The 23882-nt window shown below is 31.3% G+C and carries 19 protein-coding genes, 2 tRNA genes and 2 rRNA genes; 20 read left to right on the plus strand and 3 right to left on the minus strand.

What is annotated here, in order from left to right:
• Positions 1 to 24 precede the first annotated feature (24 nt).
• A complete protein-coding gene (gene argJ / locus AC5SLZ_RS00545) occupies positions 25 to 1326 on the plus strand; it encodes a bifunctional glutamate N-acetyltransferase/amino-acid acetyltransferase ArgJ (RefSeq protein ID WP_494615686.1) in 1302 nt (433 codons plus the stop codon).
• A gap of 38 nt (positions 1327 to 1364) precedes the next feature.
• Positions 1365 to 1793, plus strand: a complete 429-nt coding sequence (locus AC5SLZ_RS00550) for a DUF1178 family protein (RefSeq protein ID WP_494615687.1) — start codon at positions 1365 to 1367, stop codon at positions 1791 to 1793.
• Here the strand turns inward: AC5SLZ_RS00550 and ubiG are convergent.
• Positions 1790 to 2512, minus strand: coding sequence for a bifunctional 2-polyprenyl-6-hydroxyphenol methylase/3-demethylubiquinol 3-O-methyltransferase UbiG (gene ubiG / locus AC5SLZ_RS00555; protein ID WP_494615688.1), 723 nt, complete (start codon positions 2510 to 2512; stop codon positions 1790 to 1792). The two genes, AC5SLZ_RS00550 and ubiG, sit on opposite strands and share 4 nt — an antisense overlap.
• A gap of 78 nt (positions 2513 to 2590) precedes the next feature.
• Here ubiG and AC5SLZ_RS00560 point away from each other — a divergent pair, with 78 nt between their 5' ends.
• From AC5SLZ_RS00560 to AC5SLZ_RS00580, 5 genes are read left to right on the plus strand one after another with little or no spacing between them, the layout of a single operon-like run.
• Positions 2591 to 3802 carry an aspartate kinase gene (locus tag AC5SLZ_RS00560; RefSeq protein WP_494615690.1) on the plus strand — a complete coding sequence of 404 codons (1212 nt, stop codon included), beginning with the start codon at positions 2591 to 2593 and terminating at the stop codon, positions 3800 to 3802.
• A gap of 5 nt (positions 3803 to 3807) precedes the next feature.
• Entirely contained in the window at positions 3808 to 4905 is a 1098-nt protein-coding gene (gene ispG / locus AC5SLZ_RS00565) for a flavodoxin-dependent (E)-4-hydroxy-3-methylbut-2-enyl-diphosphate synthase (protein ID WP_494615691.1), read from the plus strand.
• Positions 4905 to 5978: a peptide chain release factor 1 gene (gene prfA / locus AC5SLZ_RS00570; RefSeq protein ID WP_494615692.1), complete on the plus strand. Its 1074-nt coding sequence runs from the start codon at positions 4905 to 4907 to the stop codon at positions 5976 to 5978. The genes ispG and prfA overlap by 1 nt, the downstream gene beginning before the upstream one ends.
• Positions 5979 to 6821: a peptide chain release factor N(5)-glutamine methyltransferase gene (gene prmC, locus AC5SLZ_RS00575; RefSeq protein WP_494615693.1), complete on the plus strand. Its 843-nt coding sequence runs from the start codon at positions 5979 to 5981 to the stop codon at positions 6819 to 6821.
• 12 nt (positions 6822 to 6833) lie between these two features.
• Positions 6834 to 7271, plus strand: a complete 438-nt coding sequence (locus tag AC5SLZ_RS00580) for a DUF4167 domain-containing protein (protein ID WP_494615694.1) — start codon at positions 6834 to 6836, stop codon at positions 7269 to 7271.
• On the opposite strand, the gene AC5SLZ_RS00585 is transcribed toward AC5SLZ_RS00580, so the two are convergent.
• The gene (locus AC5SLZ_RS00585; RefSeq protein ID WP_494615696.1) at positions 7268 to 8560 is read right to left on the minus strand and encodes a M23 family metallopeptidase; all 1293 of its coding nucleotides are present in this window, start codon (positions 8558 to 8560) and stop codon (positions 7268 to 7270) included. The genes AC5SLZ_RS00580 and AC5SLZ_RS00585 overlap by 4 nt on opposite strands.
• 336 nt (positions 8561 to 8896) lie before the next feature.
• Here AC5SLZ_RS00585 and AC5SLZ_RS00590 point away from each other — a divergent pair.
• The 11 genes from AC5SLZ_RS00590 (at position 8897) to AC5SLZ_RS00640 (ending at position 20802) form a co-directional block, all read left to right on the plus strand.
• Positions 8897 to 10371, plus strand: a 16S ribosomal RNA gene (locus AC5SLZ_RS00590).
• A gap of 98 nt (positions 10372 to 10469) precedes the next feature.
• A tRNA-Ile gene (locus tag AC5SLZ_RS00595) sits at positions 10470 to 10546 on the plus strand.
• Between the two features lie 9 nt (positions 10547 to 10555).
• Positions 10556 to 10631, plus strand: a tRNA-Ala gene (locus tag AC5SLZ_RS00600).
• A gap of 155 nt (positions 10632 to 10786) precedes the next feature.
• Positions 10787 to 13539: ribosomal RNA gene (locus AC5SLZ_RS00605) — 23S ribosomal RNA — on the plus strand.
• The 16S and 23S rRNA genes sit together here with 2 tRNA genes alongside, the layout of an rRNA operon.
• A 146-nt stretch (positions 13540 to 13685) precedes the next feature.
• On the plus strand, positions 13686 to 14732 hold the full coding sequence (gene gmd, locus AC5SLZ_RS00610; RefSeq protein WP_494615698.1) for a GDP-mannose 4,6-dehydratase: 1047 nt from the start codon (positions 13686 to 13688) through the stop codon (positions 14730 to 14732).
• 28 nt (positions 14733 to 14760) lie between these two features.
• Entirely contained in the window at positions 14761 to 15711 is a 951-nt protein-coding gene (locus AC5SLZ_RS00615) for a GDP-L-fucose synthase family protein (RefSeq protein ID WP_494615699.1), read from the plus strand.
• A gap of 5 nt (positions 15712 to 15716) precedes the next feature.
• Positions 15717 to 17501: an ABC transporter ATP-binding protein gene (locus AC5SLZ_RS00620; RefSeq protein ID WP_494615700.1), complete on the plus strand. Its 1785-nt coding sequence runs from the start codon at positions 15717 to 15719 to the stop codon at positions 17499 to 17501.
• Positions 17502 to 17514: 13 nt separating this feature from the next.
• Entirely contained in the window at positions 17515 to 18288 is a 774-nt protein-coding gene (gene rfbF / locus AC5SLZ_RS00625) for a glucose-1-phosphate cytidylyltransferase (RefSeq protein ID WP_494615702.1), read from the plus strand.
• A 21-nt stretch (positions 18289 to 18309) separates the two neighbouring features.
• Entirely contained in the window at positions 18310 to 19392 is a 1083-nt protein-coding gene (locus AC5SLZ_RS00630) for an NAD-dependent epimerase/dehydratase family protein (RefSeq protein WP_494615703.1), read from the plus strand.
• 23 nt (positions 19393 to 19415) lie between these two features.
• On the plus strand, positions 19416 to 19976 hold the full coding sequence (gene rfbC / locus AC5SLZ_RS00635) for a dTDP-4-dehydrorhamnose 3,5-epimerase (protein WP_494615704.1): 561 nt from the start codon (positions 19416 to 19418) through the stop codon (positions 19974 to 19976).
• Positions 19969 to 20802: an NAD-dependent epimerase/dehydratase family protein gene (locus tag AC5SLZ_RS00640; RefSeq protein WP_494615706.1), complete on the plus strand. Its 834-nt coding sequence runs from the start codon at positions 19969 to 19971 to the stop codon at positions 20800 to 20802. Before rfbC ends, AC5SLZ_RS00640 begins: the two co-directional genes overlap by 8 nt.
• A gap of 40 nt (positions 20803 to 20842) precedes the next feature.
• On the opposite strand, the gene AC5SLZ_RS00645 is transcribed toward AC5SLZ_RS00640, so the two are convergent.
• Positions 20843 to 21799, minus strand: coding sequence for a hypothetical protein (locus AC5SLZ_RS00645; RefSeq protein ID WP_494615707.1), 957 nt, complete (start codon positions 21797 to 21799; stop codon positions 20843 to 20845).
• Between the two features lie 64 nt (positions 21800 to 21863).
• Between AC5SLZ_RS00645 and AC5SLZ_RS00650 the strand changes: the two genes are divergently transcribed.
• Both AC5SLZ_RS00650 and AC5SLZ_RS00655 read left to right on the plus strand, forming a co-directional pair.
• The gene (locus tag AC5SLZ_RS00650; protein WP_494615709.1) at positions 21864 to 23234 is read left to right on the plus strand and encodes a hypothetical protein; all 1371 of its coding nucleotides are present in this window, start codon (positions 21864 to 21866) and stop codon (positions 23232 to 23234) included.
• A 15-nt stretch (positions 23235 to 23249) separates the two neighbouring features.
• Complete coding sequence (locus AC5SLZ_RS00655) at positions 23250 to 23444, plus strand: hypothetical protein (protein WP_494615710.1); 195 nt, start codon at positions 23250 to 23252, stop codon at positions 23442 to 23444.
• Positions 23445 to 23882 lie beyond the last annotated feature (438 nt).

The raw sequence follows: 23882 nt of genomic DNA on the forward strand, positions 1-23882 counted from the left end.
AATTAAATAATTATTTTAAACACTATGGGAATTAATTTATCAAACTTTTTATCTTCAAAATCAAAAAATGCAAGAATGATTGATTTTCAAGACCTCGATCATGTTGATGGTCTGTCTATTTCTGTTGTAAGTGCAAATTTGTATAATGATAATAGAGACGACTTATCTATGTTTTATTTTAGAGACGGAGCAAATTATGCCTCAGTATATACGCGGTCAAAAATAATATCTGAGAACATAAAATGGAATCTAAATCAAAACAGTAAAAGAATTTATTCTCTTCTAGTTAATACACGGAATGCTAACGCTTTTACAGGCAAACAAGGATATGAAAGCTTAAAGAAATTATCAGAAACTATTTCATCTGAGTTAACTAAAAAACAAGAGCTAGATGAGGATATTTCAAAAAAAATTACACCAAAAGATATAATGTTTGGTTGCACAGGAACTATAGGGGAACCCTATCCCTATGAAAAAATTTCACATCATATTCCAATTTTAATAAATAAAATTAAATATACACAAAATAAATTTATTTGGATGAAAGCTGCACTTAGTATTATGACAACTGATACTAAGCCAAAGTTAGCAATGGAAGAATGTACAATTGGAAATAAAAAAATTAAGATTTATGGAATAGCAAAAGGCTCAGGTATGATCCATCCTAATATGGCTACCACACTAGCTTATATTTTCACCGATGCAAAACTGTCTAACAATATTTTAAACAAGTTACTTAAAAAAAATATAACCACAACTTTTAACGCCATAACGTGTGATGGGGATACAAGTACTAATGATATGGCAACTATTTTTGCAACTTGTAAAGCAGATAACATTCAAATTAACAATATAAATGATAAAAAAATAAAAAATTTTGATAAAGCTTTAAATAGTGTTTTATTAAATTTAGCAAAAAGAGTGGTTTTAGATGGAGAAGGATCTTCAAAGTTTGTCACAGTTAATGTTAAAAAGTGTAAATCAGAAATAGAGGCAAAGCAGATTGCTCTTTCAATTGCCAATTCCCCATTAGTTAAAACTGCGATTGCTGGTGAAGACCCTAACTGGGGCAGAATACTTATGGCAATAGGTAAAGCAGGACCAAAAATAAATTTGAAAAAACTTTTAATTAAATTTGGAAATATAAAAATTGTACAAGATGGAAAATTATATCAAGGTTATGATGAATCAAGAACTTCTGAGTATATGAAAAATGAAAATATTGATCTTCAAATTGAAATCTTTACTGGAAAGAAAAGTTTTACTGTGTACACGATGGATTTTACAAAGAAATACATTGATATTAATGCGGATTACAGAAGCTAGTTGTGTTGAGGCTTTTAAAATAATTATTTATTCTAAAAATGATCAAATATAAATTAGTATGTAAAAATTGTGAAACTAATTTTGATAGTTGGTTTGCCTCATCTAAAGAATTTGAAAAATTAAAAAAAAAACAACTTTTATTCTGCCATATTTGTAATTCTGCAAAGGTAGACAAAACACTTATGGCACCAAGTGTAAGGAATAATAAAATAAATATAAATAATGATTTGCAATTAGATAAATATGAAAATGTGAAAAAAACTATTAGATGTTATCAAAAATTTATCAAAGAAAATTTTAAGTTTGTTGGTGAAAATTTTGCTTATGAAGCCCGATCTATACACTATAGTCCAAAAAAAAAATCCAAAGGTATCTATGGAAATGCTACCAAAAAAGATCTTAAGGAACTTAAGGAAGAAGGCATTGATACTCAGATGATAGCATGGGTGGGTGACAAGGATAATTAGAGTTTGATAGATTTTACAATATAGTTAATTGAAGTATCTGAAGAAACATTCCATTCATCTTTAATTATATTAAAATTCATCCCATCTAACTTTTCTAACTTCAAATTATTTTTGGTTAAAATTTTTTTAAGAACTTCTGGTTTCACAAATTTTTCCCAATCATGAGTTCCTATTGGAAGCCACCTTAGAACATATTCCGCACCAATTATTGCAAACACATATGATTTTAATGTTTTATTGAGAGTTGCTACAAACATTAGACCATTTTTTTTAAGAAGTTTGGAGCACGAATTCATAAAAAAATTAATATCTTCAACATGTTCAATAATTTCCATATTCAAAATGACATCGAATTTCTTTTGAATTTTTAATTTTTCAGGTGATGAACACAAGTAATTAATCTTAAGATTATTTTTTTTTGCATGTAACTTTGCAATGCTAATATTTTTATTTGATGCATCAATTCCAGTTACATTTGCACCCAATCTTGTCATTGGTTCAGAAAGAAGTCCACCTCCACATCCTATATCTAATATATTGATTTTATCTAGAGGCTTTTTTTTAGTTTTTAGTTTAAAACTATTGATAATATTTTCTTTTATATATTTAATTCTAATTGGGTTAAATTTATGAAGTGGCTTAAATTTTCCACTTGGATCCCACCATTCAGCTGCCATTTTTGAAAATTTTTCAATTTCTTTTTTATTTACACTGCTCATAATAGATAATTAGTTGACATAACAATTAAGATGTATTTTATCAATTGTTTATTAAATTATAATAAATAAATCTGATCAATGAAAACCGTTGTTTTAAAGTTTGGTGGAACTTCTGTAGGAAGTATCGATAGAATTAAAAAAGTATGTAAAATCATATCTTCTTATAAAAAGAAGAAAAATAAAGTAGTAGTGATTTCCTCTGCTATGAGTGGTGTTACTAACGAACTAGTAAATAAATCTAGATTAATTAGTAATAATTTTGATCAAGCAGAATATGACACTTTATTATCTACAGGGGAGCAAGTTTCCTGTGCTTTAATAGCTGGAAGATTAAATCATATTGGATTTAAATCTAGATCTTGGTTATCTTGGCAGATACCAATTATTACCGAAGGTCCTTACTCAGCAGCAAGAATTAATAGAGTGGTTTCAAAAGAAGTGCTTAACTATCTCAAAAGTGGAGGTATCCCTGTAATCACAGGTTTTCAAGGAATAAATAAAAATTATAGGTTAACAACTATTGGCAGAAGTGGCTCAGATGCTACGGCAATTATGTTAGCTAAATTTATTAATGCAGATGAGTGTATTATTTTCACTGATGTAGATGGTGTTTATACAACTGATCCTCGCCAGTACAAAAATGCTAAAAAAATTAAAAAAATATTTTATGATGAAATGTTAGAAATGGCATCTTTAGGTTCAAAAGTTATGCAGCCAACTTCTGTACAAGATGCAAAATTGAATAAAATAGATATACAAGTTAAATCTTCATTTGTTTCAAAGCCTGGAACGTTAATCACAAATTCATCTAAAGCCTTCAGTGATCAAATCATAACTGGAATTTCATCAACAAAAAATGACGCAAAAATTACAATTGAAGGAGTTAAAGATAGACCAGGAGTTGCAGCGTCTATTTTTAAACCTTTGTCTCAAAATTTAATAAATGTTGATATGGTTGTTCAAAATATTTCACTCAATGGTAAAGAAACAGATCTTACATTTACAATTAAGTCTGATGATTTAAAAAAAACAGAAAAATTCATAAAACAGAATAAAAAAATATCTTATAAAAAATTATCTTTTGATAAAGATGTATCTAAAGTTTCAATTATTGGAGTTGGCATGATAACAACTCCTGGAATTACTTATCGAATGTTTCAAGCTTTAGCTTCAAAAAAGATAAACATCTTGGTAATATCTACATCTGAAATTAAAATTTCAGTTTTAGTTGCTACCAATCAAGTGAAAAAAGCTATAGCTGTATTGCATAAAGAATTTAAATTGGACTAAATTTTATGAGCCTCAGGCCCTTTAGAAACATTAATCGAAAAAAAACCAAAGTAATAAATGTTGGTGATGTAAAAGTTGGTGGGGACAATCCGATTTCAGTTCAGTCAATGACAAATACTTTAACAACTGATGTTAGAGCAACAATCAATCAAATAAATGCAATTCATGAAGAAGGTGCAGACATTGTAAGAGTTTCATGCCCAGATGAGGAGTCTACAAAAGCATTAAAAGAAATAACACAAAATGTGAAATTGCCAGTCATTGCTGATATTCATTTTCATTATAAAAGAGCAATTGAGGCTGCTGAAAATGGAGCAAAATGTTTAAGAATAAACCCAGGTAATATTGGTGAAAAGCAGAAAATTTATGACGTATTAAGTGCTGCCAAAAATAATGATTGTTCAATAAGGATAGGGGTTAATGCAGGGTCACTTGAAAAAGATATTCTTGAAAAATATAAAGAGCCTTGTCCAGAAGCTTTAGTAGAGAGCGCTTTAAGAAATATTAAAATTTTAGAAGATCAAAATTTTTTTAACTTCAAAGTTAGCGTAAAGTCATCAGATGTGTTTTTATCAATAGCAGCTTACCGGGAACTTTCTAAAGCAATGGATTACCCATTACATCTTGGAATAACAGAAGCTGGCAGTTTTGTTTCAGGAAGCATTAAATCATCAATTGGGCTTGGGGCATTACTTTTAGATGGAATTGGGGACACTATCAGAATATCACTTTCAGATGATCCGGTAAAAGAGATAAAAATTGGTAATGAGATTTTAAAGTCATTAGGATTAAGAAACAGAGGAGTTAAAATTATATCCTGCCCTTCATGTGCAAGACAAGCTTTTCAAGTAATTGATACTGTTAAAATTTTAGAGGAAAAATTATCACATATTAAAACTCCAGTTACATTGTCAATAATTGGATGTGTAGTGAACGGCCCTGGTGAAGCATCAATGACAGATGTGGGTATTACAGGTGGTGGAAAAGGTAACAATATGCTTTATCTTTCTGGTGTTCAGACTAAAAAAGTCTTAACAAATGAAATAATTGATAAGGTTGTAACTGAAGTTGAAAAAAAAGCTTTAGAGTTAGAAAAAAAATAATGATACCAAAAAATACAATTGAAGAACTTATACTGAGGCATTCAACTTTAGAAAAAGATCTATCTTCTGGTGAAATTGATAAAAAGCTATTTGCAGAAAAATCAAAAGAGTATTCTGATGTTAACGAAATCATTGAAAATGCTAGAAAATATTTATCACACGAAGATAATAAAAAAGATTTAGAAAAAATTTTAAATGATGGTTCTGCAGATAAAGAATTAAAAGATATGGCTGAACTTGAATTGTCAGATTTAAAGACTGAATTTGAAATAAATGAAAAAAAGTTAAAATTATTTTTACTTCCAAAAGATGAGGCAGATAAAAAAAATGCAATCATAGAAATTAGAGCAGGAACTGGTGGATTAGAAGCAAGTTTATTTGCTTCAGATCTTTTTAAGATGTACGAAAAAGTTAGCCATAAAAAGAAATGGATATTAGAATTAATTTCAATTTCCAGGAGTGATGCTGGAGGGTTAAAAGAGGTTATAGCATCAATAAAAGGAGCCAATATTTATTCAACTTTAAAATATGAAAGTGGAGTTCATAGAGTTCAAAGAGTACCAGATACTGAGACACAAGGGAGAGTTCATACTTCAGCTGCAACAGTAGCAGTATTGCCTGAAGCAGAGGAGGTTGATTTAAAAATAAATGAATCTGATTTAAGGATAGATGTTTTTAGAGCAGGTGGGCCAGGAGGACAGTCAGTAAATACAACTGATAGTGCAGTTAGAATTACCCATATTCCAACAGGATTATCAGTTTCACAACAAGATGAAAAATCTCAACATAAAAATAAAGCAAAAGGCATGAAAATTTTAAGGTCAAGGTTATATGAATTAGAAAGATCAAGAATTGACCGAGAAAGGTCTCAAGATAGAAAAACAAAAATAGGAACAGGGGATAGGTCTGAAAGAATTAGAACTTATAATTTTCCACAAGGAAGAGTGACAGATCATAGAATTAATTTAACACTTCATAGATTAGAAGAATTTTTAGAGGGAGAAGCTTTTGATGAAATGATTGAATCATTAACATTGCAAGCACAAGAAGAGAGTTTAAGCAGTTTAAATTAAATGAATATTCAGTCAGCGGTTATTGAAGGAACTAAGGTTTTAAAAGATAAATCTATTCCATCAGCTCAACTCGACACAGAAATTTTAATGGCTAAAGCTTTAGATAAAAATCGTGAATATATAATTTTAAATCAAGATAAAGTTTTAAATTTTGAAAATTTAGAATATTTTAAAAAACTGGTTAAAGAACGAGCTACAAGAAAACCAATAGCCTATCTTTTAAATAAAAAGTTTTTTTGGAAAAGTGAATTTTATGTGAATAATAATACCTTAATACCACGTCCTGATACAGAAATTATAATAGAACAAATTTTAAAGGTTACCAAGAATAAGAATTATTTAAAAATTCTTGATATTGGAGTTGGCTCAGGGTGTATTCTCTTGAGTATTCTAAAAGAAAGAAAAAATTTTTATGGTTCAGGAGTAGATATTAGTAAAAATTCACTAGAAATATCAAAATTAAATGCAAAAAAGCTATTTGTGGATGAAAGAGTAAAATTTTATAAATCAGATGTTGACAAATTTAATCAAGGCAAATATGATTTGGTTGTTTCTAATCCCCCTTATATTAAAAACAGCGATTTAAAATATTTGGAGAGTGATGTTCTAAAGTTTGAGCCCAAATTAGCTCTAGATGGTGGATTAGATGGTTTATCAGTAATCAGAAAAGTAATTAAAAAATCATCTGAACTGTTAAAAAAAAACGGAAAATTTATTTTAGAGATTGGTTTTGATCAAAAAAGTAAAGTTATTAAATTATTAAACAACAAAGGTTTTTATATAAACAGTACAGTTAGAGATCTTGCAAATAATGATCGTTGCATTGTCAGTACTAAAATTTAACTAATTAAATATATGGTAACATTTAGAAACAATAATAACGTTAGAAGAAATAATTTCAGAAGAAACGACAGAAATTTTAAAAGTAATGGAGATAGACCAAAATTTGGATCAAATTATTCAAACAACGATAACTTTAAAAGAAAAGCTCCTGGTAGAAATAACCATAATGCTCCAAAATTAATAGAAAAATATAATGATTTAGCAAGAGAGGCCTCTTCTAATGGAGACAAGATATTATCTGAAAATTATCTTCAACATGCAGATCACTTTACAAGAATTTTGAATGAACAAGAAAATTATAAAAGAGTAAAATTTGCAGAGAATAAATCTACAGAAAGCAACTCAGAAATACAGGAAGCATCTGATAAATCTGAAGAAGTAAAAAATGAAAATAAGCATGTTGTGGCAGAGATTAAGCCCAAATCTCAAAAAACAACTGATTCAAATTAGTTTAACCCAATAATTTTTTCTGATTTTAGAACATCTAGTTTTATTTTATTAGTTTCAAATAGTTCTCTATTTTTTCCTTTTAAAATTTTACCTGACGGGAGTTTTAATTTTTGAGAATTCACTTTTTTTCCGTTTACAATAACTTCATAGTGCAAATGAGGTCCCGTTGATTTTCCAGTCGAACCAACATATCCAATAGTTTGACCCTGTTTAACTCTCACACCTTTTTTAATCCCTCGTGAAAATTTAGACATGTGAGCATAGACAGTTTCATATGTTGAATTATGTTTTATTTTTACACAATTTCCACCACCTCCACACCAACCAGCTTTTTTAACTGTACCATTTCCAGAAGCCATAATTGGAGTACCCTTTGGTGCAGCAAAATCAGTTCCTCTATGCATTTTATTAAATCCGTCTATGGGATGTTTTCTCATCCCAAAGGAGGAAGATAGTCTTGCACCGTTGATAGGTGTTTTCATTAATGCTTTTTGTACACTCTTTCCATTTTTATTATAATGACCTTCAATATTTTTTTTATCAAAATAATATAATGAGTTATCTTGACCACTTATTTTAAGGTTTGCAAAAAGAATTTCTCCTGTTTCAATTATTTTATCATTTTTATCAATGAAGATTTCATACATTATTTGAAATTTATCTTCTTTTCTAATATCTCTTTGAAAGTCTACTTGAAAACCATAAATTCTTGCAAATTCAATTATTGTGTTTGGTGGAATATTTTCATCTGTGGCTGCTTTGTATAGGCTTTGTAAAATTATATTTTCTTTGTAAATAATTTTTTTTTCTAATTTAACAGTTAATATTTCTTCATTAAACTCTGTGCTTTCCCTAGTTTTTGATAAGATAATTTTTTCGGTATTTGAAATTTGAAAAATAAATTCCGTTATCTTATTATTTGTTTGATCTATGGTGATTTGAATTTTTTGATTAGTATTCAACTTATTAATATTAGTTTTTTTCAAAAGATTTTTTTTAATGGAAACTATTTGCTCTTTATCTATTAAATAACTATTGAGTATTTTATCAAATGTTTCACCAGATTTTATTTTGTGGTTATATTTTTTGTATTTAGGCTTTAAGTTATTTACAATTTCTTTAAGAGTTTTTTTTAGATAAATATTATTTATAAAGTTATTATGTTTTTTATTTTTTAAACTCGTCTGATAGCTAGAAAAAATTGCAAATATTACTGCTAAAATAATTAAAGAGATTAATATTAATATTTTAGAGTTATTAAAAAATAATGATTTAATTTTTTTTAGCATTAAATAATGTTTTGAATTGAATTATTAGTTTAGCAGTAATAAAAAATCAAAAAAAACCCAATAATATCGTCAATTTTTTGAGTTTTTTTTATTCTTAAATGCTTGATTTCCTTTTATTTTAGCCTATAAGCGTCACACTTTCTCACGAAAATTATTGTTAATACAATAGATTAGTGTGGATTATTGGGCTTTTTAGACCCAATTAGCTATTTAAAAAGTAAAAATTTAAGAAGAGAAGTGTGGACGGTTAAGGTTACCAAAATTTGTCGTACACACTTCAACATTATATAAATTTTATTCTTAGAATTTATATAGAAGCTAGTGTGCGCCGTTTTTAAACTTGAGAGTTTGATCATGGCTCAGAACGTACGCTGGCGGCACGCCTAACACATGCAAGTCGAACGAAGTAGCAATACTTAGTGGCAGACGGGTGAGTAACATGTAGGTATCTGCCCTTTGGCCTGGAATAACACGAGGAAACTTGTGCTAATACCGGATAAGTCTTTACGGAGAAAGCTTTATGCACCATTGGATGAGCCTGCACTTGATTAGTTTGTTGGTGGGGTAATGGCCTACCAAGACTGTGATCAATAGCTGATTTGAGAGGATGATCAGCCACATTGGGACTGAGACACGGCCCAAACTCCTACGGGAGGCAGCAGTGGGGAATCTTGCACAATGGAGGAAACTCTGATGCAGCGATGCCGCGTGAGTGAAGAAGGCCCTTGGGTTGTAAAGCTCTTTCGTCGGGGAAGAAAATGACTGTACCCGAATAAGAAGGTCCGGCTAACTTCGTGCCAGCAGCCGCGGTAATACGAAGGGACCTAGCGTAGTTCGGAATTACTGGGCTTAAAGAGTTCGTAGGTGGTTGAAAAAGTTAGTGGTGAAATCCCAGAGCTTAACTCTGGAACTGCCATTAAAACTTTTCAGCTAGAGTATGATAGAGGAAAGCAGAATTTCTAGTGTAGAGGTGAAATTCGTAGATATTAGAAAGAATACCAATTGCGAAGGCAGCTTTCTGGATCATTACTGACACTGAGGAACGAAAGCATGGGTAGCGAAGAGGATTAGATACCCTCGTAGTCCATGCCGTAAACGATGTGTGTTAGACGTTGGAAATTTATTTTCAGTGTCGCAGGGAAACCGATAAACACACCGCCTGGGGAGTACGACCGCAAGGTTAAAACTCAAATGAATTGACGGGGACCCGCACAAGTAGTGGAGCATGTGGTTTAATTCGAAGATACGCGCAGAACCTTACCAACACTTGACATGTTCGTCGCGACTCTAAGAGATTAGAGTTTTCGGTTCGGCCGGACGAAACACAGGTGCTGCATGGCTGTCGTCAGCTCGTGTCGTGAGATGTTGGGTTAAGTCCCGCAACGAGCGCAACCCTCACTTTTAGTTGCCATCATTAAGTTGGGCACTCTGAAAGAACTGCCAGTGATAAGCTGGAGGAAGGTGGGGATGACGTCAAGTCCTCATGGCCCTTACGTGTTGGGCTACACACGTGCTACAATGGTATCTACAACAGGAAGCAAGACTGCGAAGTTAAGCAAATCCCTAAAAGATACCTCAGTTCGGATTGCACTCTGCAACTCGAGTGCATGAAGCTGGAATTACTAGTAATCGTGGATCAGCGTGCCACGGTGAATGCGTTCCCGGGTCTTGTACACACCGCCCGTCACACCATGGGAGTTGGTTCTACCTTAAGGCAAGGTTTTAAACCCTTGACCACGGTATAGTCAGCGACTGGGGTGAAGTCGTAACAAGGTAGCCGTAGGGGAACCTGCGGCTGGATTACCTCCTTTCTAAGGATGAATGAAAGTAAAATTTCATTCTAAATAATATACATCGGTAATGTTGACCGTCCTCATTTCTCTTCTTAAAGTAATGTTTCCTTCTTGTAGGGCCGGTAGCTCAGTTGGTTAGAGCACACCCTTGATAAGGGTGGGGTCGAAAGTTCGAGTCTTTCTCGGCCCACCATACTTAACTGGGGGATTAGCTCAGCTGGGAGAGCGCCTGATTTGCATTCAGGAGGTCAGCGGTTCGATCCCGCTATCCTCCACCAGGAAACATTTAGTTATAAAAACTGTAAATAAATTTAATAATTAATATCAATATCTATATCCGAACATTAGTAATGTTATTAGCTAATGTTCAAAATAAAAATTTGATCACAACATAGATAAATTTTTCTGTAAAAAGAATTTTTTTCTGTGCATAAATCAAGCGTTTAAGGGCGTGTAGTGGATGCCTTGGCACTGAAAGCCGATGAAGGACGTGATATACTGCGATAAGTTTCGGGGAGCTGTATGTAAGTTTTGATCCGAAAATTTCCGAATGGGGAAACCCACCACTTTATGTGGTACTTTAAACTGAATACATAGGTTTAAAGAGACAACCTGGAGAACTGAAACATCTAAGTAACCAGAGGAAAAGAAATCAATTGAGATTCCGTTAGTAGTGGCGAGCGAACGCGGACTAGGCCAGTAGTTTTGTTAAAAAAATTTGAATAGTTTGGAAATGCTAACCATAGAGGGTGATAGTCCCGTATGAGTAATGTTTAACAAAATTCTTGAGTAAAGCGGGACACGTGAAATCCTGCTCGAATATAGGGGGACCACCCTCTAAGCCTAAATACTCTTCAGTGACCGATAGTGAACTAGTACCGTGAGGGAAAGGTGAAAAGAACCCCTATTAGGGGAGTGAAATAGAACCTGAAACTGCATGCCTACAATCAGTCGAAGCTCTTTTTAGAGTGACGGCGTACCTTTTGTATAATGGGTCAGTGACTTAATTTATTAAGCAAGCTTAAGCCATCTAGGTGTAGGCGCAGCGAAAGCAAGTCTTAATAGGGCGATTAGTTTAATGAATTAGACCCGAAAACGAATGAGCTTACCATGAGCAGGTTGAAAGTTGGGTAACACCAACCGGAGGACCGAACCAGTTGACGTTGAAAAGTCTTTGGATGACTTGTGGTAAGGGGTGAAAGGCCAACCAAATTCGTAGATAGCTGGTTTTCCGCGAAAACTATTTAGGTAGTGCGTTGAATAAATAGATGTTTAGAGGTAGAGCACTAAATGGGCTAGGGGGAAGAGATTCTTACCAAACCTAATAAAACTCCGAATGCTAGACATTGTTCTTCAACAGACAGACTGTGGGTGCTAAGGTCCATGGTCGAGAGGGAAAGAGCCCAGACCACCAGATAAGGTCCCCAAATTATGATTAAGTGTGAAAGGATGTGGAAATTCCTTAACAGCCGGGAGGTTGGCTTAGAAGCAGCCATCCTTTAAAGATAGCGTAACAGCTCACCGGTCTAATAGAGTTTCTGCGCCGAAGATGTAACGGGGCTAAAATCATATACCGAATCTGTGGGTTTATAAAACTTTCGAGTTTTATAAGCGGTAGCGGAACGTTCTGTAAGCCTGTGAAGGGATACCCGTGAGGGATCCTGGAGGTATCAGAAGTGCGAATGCTGACATAAGTAACGATAAAAGAAGTGAAAAACTTCTTCGCCGAAAATCCAAGGGTTTCTGCGCAAGGTTAATCCGCGCAGAGTTAGTCGGCACCTAAGGCGAGGGCGAAAGCCGTAGTCGATGGAAATAAGGTTAATATTCCTTAACCAGATGGTAGTGACGGATCTTGTAAGTTGTGAGTTCTTAATGGATTGAGCTTGCCGCGAAAAGGTTCCAAGAAATAGCTCCATCATTAGACCGTACCCTAAACCGACACAGGTGGATTAATAGAGTATATTTAGGCGCTTGAGAGAATGATGTTGAAGGAACTCGGCAAAATGCTTCCGTAACTTCGGGATAAGGAAGACCTGTTTTTAGGCAACTAGAGATGGGTGGCACAAGCCAGGGAGAAGCGACTGTTTATCAAAAACACAGGGCTCTGCTAACACGTAAGTGGATGTATAGGGTCTGACGCCTGCCCGGTGCTGGAAGGTTAATGCGGTTGGTGCAAGCTAACTTCTGAAGCCCCAGTAAACGGCGGCCGTAACTATAACGGTCCTAAGGTAGCGAAATTCCTTGTCGGGTAAGTTCCGACCTGCATGAATGGCGTAACGATTTCTCCGCTGTCTCCAACATCAACTCAGTGAAATTGAATTCTCCGTGAAGATGCGGAGTTCGCGTAGTTAGACGGAAAGACCCCGTGCACCTTTACTGCAACTTTACATTGGTATTAGGAAAAACATATTTAGTATAGGAGGGAGACATTGAAGCAAAGGCGTCAGCTTTTGTGGAGTCACCAGTGAAATACCTCTTTTGTTTTTCTTGGTATCTAACTGATTGCCGTCATCCGGCATCAAGACATTGTATGGTGGGTAGTTTGACTGGGGCGGTCGCCTCCCAAATAGTAACGGAGGCGTGCGAAGGTAGGCTCAGAACGGTCAGAAATCGTTCGTAGAGTGCAATGGCATAAGCCTGCCTGACTGTGAGACTGACAAGTCGAGCAGAGACGAAAGTCGGTCATAGTGATCCGGTGGTTCTGAGTGGAAGGGCCATCGCTCAACGGATAAAAGGTACGCCGGGGATAACAGGCTGATACTGCCCAAGAGCTCATATCGACGGCAGTGTTTGGCACCTCGATGTCGGCTCATCACATCCTGGGGCTGGAGCAGGTCCCAAGGGTTTGGCTGTTCGCCAATTAAAGTGGTACGTGAGCTGGGTTCAGAACGTCGTGAGACAGTTCGGTCCCTATCTGCTATGCGTGTAGAAGAATTGAGAGGAGTTGACCCTAGTACGAGAGGACCGGGTTGAACATACCACTGGTGGACCGGTTGTAGCGCCAGCTGCAGTGCCGGGTAGCTAAGTATGGAAGAGATAACTGCTGAAAGCATCTAAGCGGGAAACTCACCTCAAAACTAGTTCTTCCTATAGAGCCGTGGTAGACCACCACGTTGATAGGCTGGATGTGGAAGCGCAGTAATGCGTGCAGCTGACCAGTACTAATAGCTCAATTGGCTTGATTTATGCACTGAAAAAAATTTTATTTCAACTTAGATAAAACATGTAAGAATAAAAATTTATTAAAGCAATTATTGCTACTTACATCAATAAATTGATTATATTAATATTAAAGTTATTATTAAAAAAGTTTTGTAAATTAAATAACTTTTATGAAAAAAGCATTAATAACTGGCATCACAGGACAAGATGGCTCCTACCTTGCGGAATTTTTACTGGCTAAAAATTACGAAGTTCATGGAATTAAGAGACGTGCGTCTTTAATTAATACTGGTAGAATAGATCATTTATATCAAGAGCCTCATGAAATTAATCGAAACTTTATTTTGCATCATGGTGACCTTACAGATTCAACTTCGTTGATTAGAATAATTCAAGAAGTTCAGCCTGATGAAATTTATAATTTAGCAGCACAAAGTCATGTAGCTGTTTCTTTTGAGGAACCAGAGTATACGGCAAACTCTGATGCAATAGGAGCCCTTAGAATTTTAGAGGCTATTCGAATCCTCAAATTAGAAAAAAAAATTAGATATTATCAAGCCTCTACCTCAGAACTTTATGGCTCAACAAAAGAAACTCCACAAAATGAAAATACACCTTTTTATCCCAGAAGCCCCTATAGTGTAGCAAAACTTTATGCGTACTGGATAACTATAAACTATAGAGAAGCTTATGGTATTTATGCTTGTAATGGAATTTTATTTAATCACGAAAGTCCTGTTAGAGGAGAAACATTTGTTACAAGAAAAATTACAAGAGCTTTGGCAAGAATAAAAATAGGAACTCAAAAAATTTTACATCTTGGAAACCTTAATGCATTGAGAGATTGGGGACATGCTAAAGACTATGTTGAAGCCCAGTGGCTAATGCTTCAACAAGAAAATCCCGAAGACTTTGTCATTGCAACAGGCAAGCAATATTCAGTAAAAGATTTTATAAATTTAGCTTCAAAATATTTAGATATGAAAATTGAATGGAATGGAAAAAACTTAAAAGAAGTAGGAACATTTGAAGGAAATGAAATTATAAAAATTGACCCAAGATATTTTAGACCCACAGAGGTCGAAACTTTATTGGGTGATGGTAGTAAGGCTAAAGAAAAATTAAACTGGTCTCCTAAAATATCGTTTGATCAAATGGTTAAAGAAATGGTCGATAATGATTTGCGATTAGCGAAAAATGAAAAACTTATTAATTAAATAAAGTTTAAAAATTTATTAAATAACAATGTCTAAACAAAAAATATTTATAGCAGGCCACAATGGCATGGTTGGTTCTGCTTTAGTTCGATTGCTAAAAGATCAAGATGTTGAGGTAGTCACAAAAGATAAAAAAGAACTTGATTTATTAAACCAGGGCAATGTTGAAAATTTTTTTAAAAATGAAAAAATTGATCAAGTGTACTTAGCAGCTGCAAAAGTTGGTGGCATTCATGCAAATAATACATATCCTGCAGAATTTATTTATCAAAATTTAATGGTTCAAAGCAATGTAATCCATAGCGCTTTTTTAAATGGAGTAAAAAAATTGTTATTTTTAGGATCAAGTTGTATTTATCCAAAAAATATCGATCAACCCATGAAAGAAGAACAATTATTAACTGGTCAATTAGAAAAAACTAATGAACCTTATGCCATTGCAAAAATAGCAGGAATTAAAATGTGTGAAAGTTATAACCGTCAATATGGAAAAAGTCATAACATCGATTATAGATGTATAATGCCAACAAATCTTTATGGTCCAGGCGATAATTATCATCCTGATAATAGCCATGTAATTCCAGGTCTTATTTATCGATTTCATAAGGCAAAAATAAATAATTTAGCGAATGTTATTATATGGGGTTCGGGTAAACCTAAACGAGAGTTTTTATATGTCGACGATATGGTTGAAGCTTCAATTCATTTAATGAATATAGATAAAAAAATATATGATAAACATACCTTACCTATGCTTAACCATATCAATGTTGGAAGCAGTAAAGATTTGACCATAAAGGAACTTGCTGAAACTATAAAAAAAGTTGTAAATTTTAAAGGAAAAATTAAATTTGATCATACTAAACTTGATGGTGTTTCAAGAAAACTTTTAGACAGCCAGCGAATATACAATCTTGGTTTTAAGCCTAAAACAAGTTTGTTAGAGGGATTAGCTAAAACCTATAAAGAATTTATTTGAACAGAATGAAATCATTAAAAAAATTATTGTCTTTACTAAGTTATCAAGAAAAAAAAAATGCAATTTTTTTGCTTTTTATTGTTGTTATAATGGCATTATTGGATATGATTGGAGTAGCTTCCATCTTACCCTTTATAGCAGTTCTCACAAATCCAAGCCTTATTGAGACAAATATTTTTTTAAATTATTTGTTTAAAGCTTCAGATATTTTTGGAGTAAAAAATGATCAACAGTTTATATTTGCATTAGGAGTTCTTGTATTTATATTATTAATTGTTTCACTTACTTTTAAAGCTATTGTTGCTTATATCCAGGTTCAATTTATACAATTGCGAGAATATAGTATTGGTAAACAAATATTTGAAAGATCTTTAAATCAACCTTATAGTTGGTTTTTATCTCGTCACAGTGCTGATTTTGGAAAAACTATTTTATCAGAAGTTCAACAAATAATGAATAACGGTATAAAACCATTTATAGATTTAATTAGCAAGAGTGTGGCAGCAATAGCAATCATAACACTATTAATAATAGTTGATCCAAAACTTGCACTGATTGTCGGTCTAACGCTGACTGTTTCGTATGGACTAGTTTATATTTTTGTTCGAAAATTTCTTAAATATATTGGAGAGAAAAGTTTAAAAAATAATAAGTTAAGATTTAAAGCAGTTAGTGAAGCTTTTGGAGCCATAAAGGAAATAAAAATTGGAGGATTAGAGAATAAATACGTTGTTAATTTCTCAAACTCTGCAAAAATTTTTGCTAAAAGCCAAGCTGCTTCAATTATTACAAGTCAAATTCCTCGTTTCGTTTTAGAGGCTATTGCGTTTGGGGGTATTTTACTTATCATGCTTTATATCATATCTGCGACAGGTAATTTTAATAAAGCTTTACCAGTCATTAGCCTATATGTTTTTGCGGGATATCGCATAATGCCAGCTCTGCAACAAATTTATGGATCTTTTACTAAAATTACTTTTGTGGGACCTTCTCTTGATAAGATATATGACGATCTCAAAAATTTAAGATCTAGAAGCAAATATGAAAATCAATCAGTTATGCCTTTAAGCAAAACAATTGTTTTAAAAGATATTCATTACAATTATCCTCATTCCTCATTGTCAGCTTTAAAAGATATAAATATGAAAATTACAGCAAAAACAATTGTTGGAATAGTTGGCACTACTGGTAGTGGTAAAACTACGATTGCTGATATTATTTTGGGTCTTCTTCAAGCTCAAAAAGGTACTTTAGAGGTTGATGGAAAAATTATAACAGAAGAAAATTTAAGATCTTGGCAGCAATCAATTGGTTATGTTCCGCAACATATCTATTTATCAGATGCTAGTGTTGCTTCTAACATTGCTTTTGGAGTGTTACCAGAAAACATAGATCAAAAAAATATTATTAAAGCTGCTAAAACTGCAAATTTACATAATTTTATTGTTAATGAATTGCCTAAACAATATGAAACTAAAATTGGAGAACGTGGGGTTAGACTGTCAGGTGGACAGCGACAACGTATAGGAATTGCACGTGCTTTATATAGAAATCCAAAAATCCTAATTTTAGATGAGGCAACAAGTGCATTAGATAATGAAACTGAACAAGCAGTAATGGATGCAGTAAATAATCTGGTTGAAGATATAACTATTATAATAATTGCTCATCGTTTAAACACAGTTAAATTTTGTGATACTATTTTTAAACTTGAAAACGGTAAAGTTGTAGAACAAGGAAAATTTAGTGATATAATTAGCATACGTAATAAAGATAATCAGATAATTTAAAAATTAATAATTTATGAAAGCAATTATTCTAGCAGGTGGATATGGAACTCGGTTATCTGAAGAAACAGATCTAAAACCAAAACCGTTGGTAGAGATTGGAGGCAAACCTATTCTTTGGCATATAATGAAAATTTATTCAGCACATGGAATAAATGAGTTCATTATTTGTTGTGGTTACAAAGGTTATTTAATCAAACAATATTTTCAAAATTATTTTTTACATCAATCAAATGTTACTTTTCAATTAAAAGACAATAGATTGGATATTGATAGAAATAATGCTGAGCCTTGGAAAGTTTCTCTGGTTGATACTGGAGAAAAAACTATGACAGGTGGTCGTTTAAAGAGAGTTCGAGATTATGTTAAAGGAGACAAAGCATTTTGTTTTACATATGGTGATGGAGTTAGCGACATTAATATTTCTGATTTAATTAAATTTCATTTAAAACACGGAAAGTTAGCGACAGTTACAGCAACCCGTCCACCTGGACGATATGGTGCTATAAAGTTTGGAATTAACGATTTAGTAGACAGTTTTCAAGAAAAACCAGATGGAGACGGAAGTTGGATTAATGGAGGTTTTTTTGTTTTAAATCCTGATGTTATTGACTATATCAAAGATGATAAAACATCTTGGGAGTCTGACCCTTTGAATATTCTTGCTGAAAAAAACGAATTATGTGCATTTAAACATAATGGATTTTGGCAACCAATGGACACTTTAAGAGAAAAAAAAATACTCAATAATTTATGGGATAATGGTAAAGCTCCATGGAAAAAATGGTAACTTAATGTAACTGAAAATTTTATGAAAAATATTGATATTAAAATAAATAAAAATGTAATGAAAGTATTCATAACTGGCAACATGGGTTACGTTGGTTCAACCTTAACCAAATATTTAAAAAAAACATATCCAGAAATTCAGTTGATTGGATATGATACAGGTTTTTTTGGACACTTATTAACTGGCACTGATTTTATTCCTGAAAAGACAATTACTACTCAATACTTTGGAGATGTCAGAGATATTAGTCAATCAATGCTTAATGGGGTAGATGCGATTGTTCATCTTGCTGGGGTTTCAAATGACCCAATTGGTAAGGAATTTGAGGATGTAACTCAAGATATAAATAGACATGCCAGTATAAGATTAGCAAAATTAGCAATTAAAAATGGTGTAAAAAATTTTGTGTTTGCATCTAGTTGCTCAATGTATGGTCAAGCACAAGGTGCTGCAAAAAAAGAAAGCGACAAAACAAACCCTTTGACTGCCTATGCACACTCAAAGATAGGTACTGAAGAGGATATAAAAAATATAAAACTAGGTGATATGAATTTTACTAGTTTACGATTTGCTACAGCATGTGGATGGTCTGATAGGCTTCGTTTAGATTTAGTTCTTAATGACTTTGTAGCATGTGCAATTTCTTCAGGTAAAATTACAGTTCTAAGTGATGGAACCCCTTGGCGCCCATTAATTGATGTTGAAGATATGTCCAGAGCAATCGCTTGGGCAATAACAAGGAAAAAAAATAATGGAGGACAATATTTAGCAATTAACGCAGGAAAAAGCTCTAGCAATTATCAAGTAAAGGAGATTGCTGAAACCGTTGTTTCAATAATTCCAAAAACAAAAATTTCAATTAATAAAGATGCTTTACCAGATAAAAGATCCTATTCTGTAGATTTTTCAATGTTTGAAAAATTAGCACCAGATTTTCAACCAATTATTTCTCTTGAAAAATCAATTAATCGGTTAAAAGAGGGTTTGTTAAAATTAAATTTTAATGATAAAGAATTTCGTAATTCTTCTTTAATAAGGCTTAATATTTTGCGAAATTACTTAAAAAATAACATGGTAGACAAAAATCTACGCTGGAAAGTTTAAATTTAGTTTTTTAAAAAATATTTATGAAATTTGATTCTACAATCTTAAAAGGTAATTTTTTAATTAATTTAGAAAAGAAAGAGGATGACAGAGGATTTTTTGCTCGGTATTTTTGTGAAAAAGAATTTATGGATCAAGGATTGAATACCAAGTGGGTTCAAATTAATACTTCTGCAAGCAAACAATTAGGAACACTTAGGGGTTTGCACTATCAAAAAGAACCAAGTGCAGAAATTAAATTAGTTAGATGTTTAAAAGGAGCTATATGGGATGTTGTTGTAGACTTACGTAAAGACTCTGAGACATATGGAAAATGGTTTGGTGCAGAACTATCTGATGAAAATCGGACAATGATGTATGTTCCAAAAGGTTTTGCTCATGGTTTTGTTTCTCTTCAGTCAAATACAGAAATATTATATTTAGTATCTGAGTTTTATACACCGAATTTGGAAGGTACTTTGATGTGGAATGATGAAACCGTCGATATTAATTGGCCAATAATACCCAAAATTATTTCAGATAAAGATAAAAATGGTAATATTTTAAATAAAATCTCACCAATAAAATTAAAAGATAATGAGTAATAAATTTTTGATTACTGGTGCTACAGGATTTGTTGGAAGGCAGGTTCTCTCAAAGTTATTGGAAAAAAAAAAGGAAGTACGCATAATTGTTAGAAATGATAAAAAAAGTTTTTTAGATGATATAGATTCTAGAATAGAAATAGTTACAACTAACGATCTATTTGAAGAGAGTGTTGATTGGTGGAATGAGCAATGCAAAAATATTGATACAATTATACACCTTGCTTGGTATTCTGAGCCTGGAAAATATTTATTATCCTCAAAAAATACAGAATGTTTAAAAGGATCATTGAATTTAGCTAAAGGTGCGATTAATTCAGGTGTGAAACGTTTTGTAGGTATTGGCACTTGTTTTGAGTACGATCTTGATGTAGGTCGTTTATCCGTAGATACGCCATTAAAACCATCATCTCCATATGCAGCGGCTAAAGCTGGGTTATACACATTTTTATCTCAATTGCTTTCTACAAAATCCATAGAATTTACTTGGTGTAGACTATTTTATATTTATGGAGAAGGTGAGGATGATAGAAGACTTGTTCCTTATATTCATAAACAGCTTTCGAAAGGTTTGGTAGCGGAATTATCCAGTGGAAAACAAGTTCGAGATTTTTTAAATGTATCAATAGTTGGACAAATAATTACAGAAATAGCTCTAAGTGGAAAACAAGGCCCAATTAATATTTGTTCAGGAGTCCCCATTACAGTTAGGCAATTAGCTGAGCAAATAGCTGATGAGTATGGTCATCGTGATTTACTAAGATTTGGAGCAAGACCAGATAATTTAACCGATCCAATAGTTGTTTTAGGTGTCCCAAATTATTAGATTAAGTAAATTTTCAAAAAAAATTTTTTTACAAAAAAATTTATTGAAATTTACTAATTATATCTTTAATTGAAGCTTTTGTTTTAGATCTAAAACTATTTTGCTCTAGATTTATTATATTTTTAAACTTTTCAAATTTATTTATTTCATTAGAGTAATTATCAAGTGAACTTCTAATTGCCTCGATAGCTGTTTTTTGAAAATTAAAATTGTTAGTATTTATTTTAAAGTTTTCAGGTATTGGAAAATCAATCTCATTTATTCCAGCACCTCTTTTTCCAATTATTATAATATTGTCTAATAATACGGCCTCTCTTGGAATTCTATCTTTTCCAGGAAATCTTCCAAAATCTATATATATTTTTGATATTTTCATTAATTCAATTATCTCATTGTTACTCATATTCTTAAGCGGAATAAATTTATATTTACATTGATCTATAATTTTTTTTGTAAAACGAAACCCCTTTCTTGGATTATAAATTATTATGTTTTGTTTGTTTGAATGTTTGATGTCTACATTAAAATAATCATCTCTTGTATAATCACCAATAAAATAGCTTGAAATTCCTTTCTTCTTTAAAAATAAACTAGAATATTCACTTTGTGACAAGTGATAGCAATTATTTAGCTTATTAACTGAAAGTCTTTTTTTAAAAGTTTTTAAATATCTTAAAATTTTAAAAAAAGGATTATAATCTTTTAAACCAAGATAGTTATCAACTGAAAGCCAGTAAATAACTTTGACACCTTTAGATATCTTATCATAAAAATATTTTATAGCGGTTTCTGGTACAATATGGATTGTTTTTGGGTTATCAAAATAATCAGATTTTTTTACATTATAAATTTTAAACTTTTTAGGTATATCACAACCAGAGTCATTAAAATAACAGACATAAGTCTCAAAATCTTCACTGAGTGCGTCACACAATTGATGTAAGGCTTCACTACCACCAGTAAAAACATTCGACGGTATATGAATTAAAATTTTCATGATATAATATTAATCTTAAATTATACTAACAGTATATTATATTTAATTAAAAAAAAATAAAAATATGAGTAAAATTATTCAGTCTTACAAAGATCCAGATGGATTTGTTTTCTCTTATGAGAATAAAATTTTTAGATGCATAAAATCAAATTCTTATGACGAATATTTAAAAATATTTCAAAGCGATTTTTTTAAGAAACTTCTCTTTGAAAAAAAAATTAATAATTTTAAATTGATTAAAAATAATTTTCATAAAATTTATAAAGATATAAGTGAAAAAGATAAAATAGTTATACATAGAAAAATTGATTTTTATTCAAATCCCTTTGATTGGTCCTTTGACCAACTAAAAGATGCCGCTCAATTTCATCTAGATTTAGAAATTGATTTACTCTCAAATGGTTATTGTCTCAAAGATGCTTCTGCAAAAAATATTATTTTTTATAAAAACAGACCTGTTTTTATAGATATTTTATCTCTTAAAAAATATGAGGATGGAAATTATTGGCTTGGGCAAATGCAATTTTATCAAGAGTTTTTAAACCCCCTTATATTAAAATCATATTTATCTGTAGATTATAACAATTGGTATAAAGAAAATTTTTATGGAATTTTTACGAAAGATTTAAATAGGTTGCTCAATATTTTTCATAAATTTAAACCCTCAATATTTCTACACGTAACATTGCCCTCTTTTTTAAAAAACAAAGCAATATTAAATAAAAAATTAGCCCCCCAAAAAAATTTTTCAAAAGAAAAATATATATACATTCTTAGATCTTTAAAAAAAATTATTAAAAATTTAAGCATAAAAGAAAAACAAAAAGGTGAATGGTCTAGTTACGATGAATTTTTACCCTATGATGAAACAGATTTTATTAACAAGAAAGAAACGATAAGAACTTTTTTACAAAATCCTTTATTTAAAAACATTATTGACCTTGGATGTAATGATGGAACATTTTTATTTTTATCTTCAAATAAGAAAAATCTAATAGGGTGTGATATAGATCACGAATGTATTAATAATTGCTATAAAAAATCTTTAGGAGTTTCGTCAAATAATGTTTTTTTTGTAAAGAATTTAGCTAAAGAAATTATTAATAATAATAAACTTTTTTCAAGAAAATTAGACGCTTGTCTATCTCTAGCTATAGTTCATCATTTAAGAGTTACAGAGAACATACCACTTGAAAAAATTTTAAATTTCATTTTTTCAATTGCAGATGAAGGAATAATTGAGTTTATTGAAAAAAAAGATGAAAAATTTCAATTACTTTTAGATGGGAAAGCAGATGTGTATATTGATTATTCATTAAAAAACTTGATTTCTATTTGTAATCAAAAAAATTTCAAAATTTTATCTATTTTAGAAATAAAACAAAACAAAAGATTTTTAATACATTATAAATTAAATGGTAAAATCTATAATTAAATGATAAGAACAATAATGAAATTACTTCTACTTTTTTTTATTTTTTATCCACAAAATGCTTTTGCGTATATTGATCCAGGTACTGGTGGAATAATTATTCAAGCAATCATAGGTGCTCTTGCAACGATTTCAATATTTTTTTCAAAAATTAAAATTAAAATTAAGGAATTTTTTCTTAAATTTAAAAAAAAAATAAATAATTTGTGGTAAGATTAAATTATTTTAAAGAGTTAATTATAATTTTTGGTTTTGCATTTTTACCTATAATAATCCATCTTAATGGATTTAATTTTGGTCAATATTCAAAACAAGATTTAATTGAAATATTTCTAACTCATTCTTTTATATTAATAATTATATTTACACTTAGTTCTTTTATTTTTTTTTTTACAAAAAAAAAATTAGTTTTTACTAATTTTTTAATAACAAATTTTGTAATTTTCTTTTTTTTATTTTTTTATGAAAATTTAAAGAATAGTAAAGTAACCATAATAAGTAATATCACAAATATCCCATTAGATTATTTTGTATTGCTATTTTTTTTTATTTTATATTTATTTATTTTTTTCTTTTTAAAAAATTTTAAAAGGAAAACTAATAACTTTTTTTTATTTTTTTTGTTGATAAATTTTATTTATGGATTTTATA

This window comes from Candidatus Pelagibacter sp. PS_06, assembly GCF_059418045.1.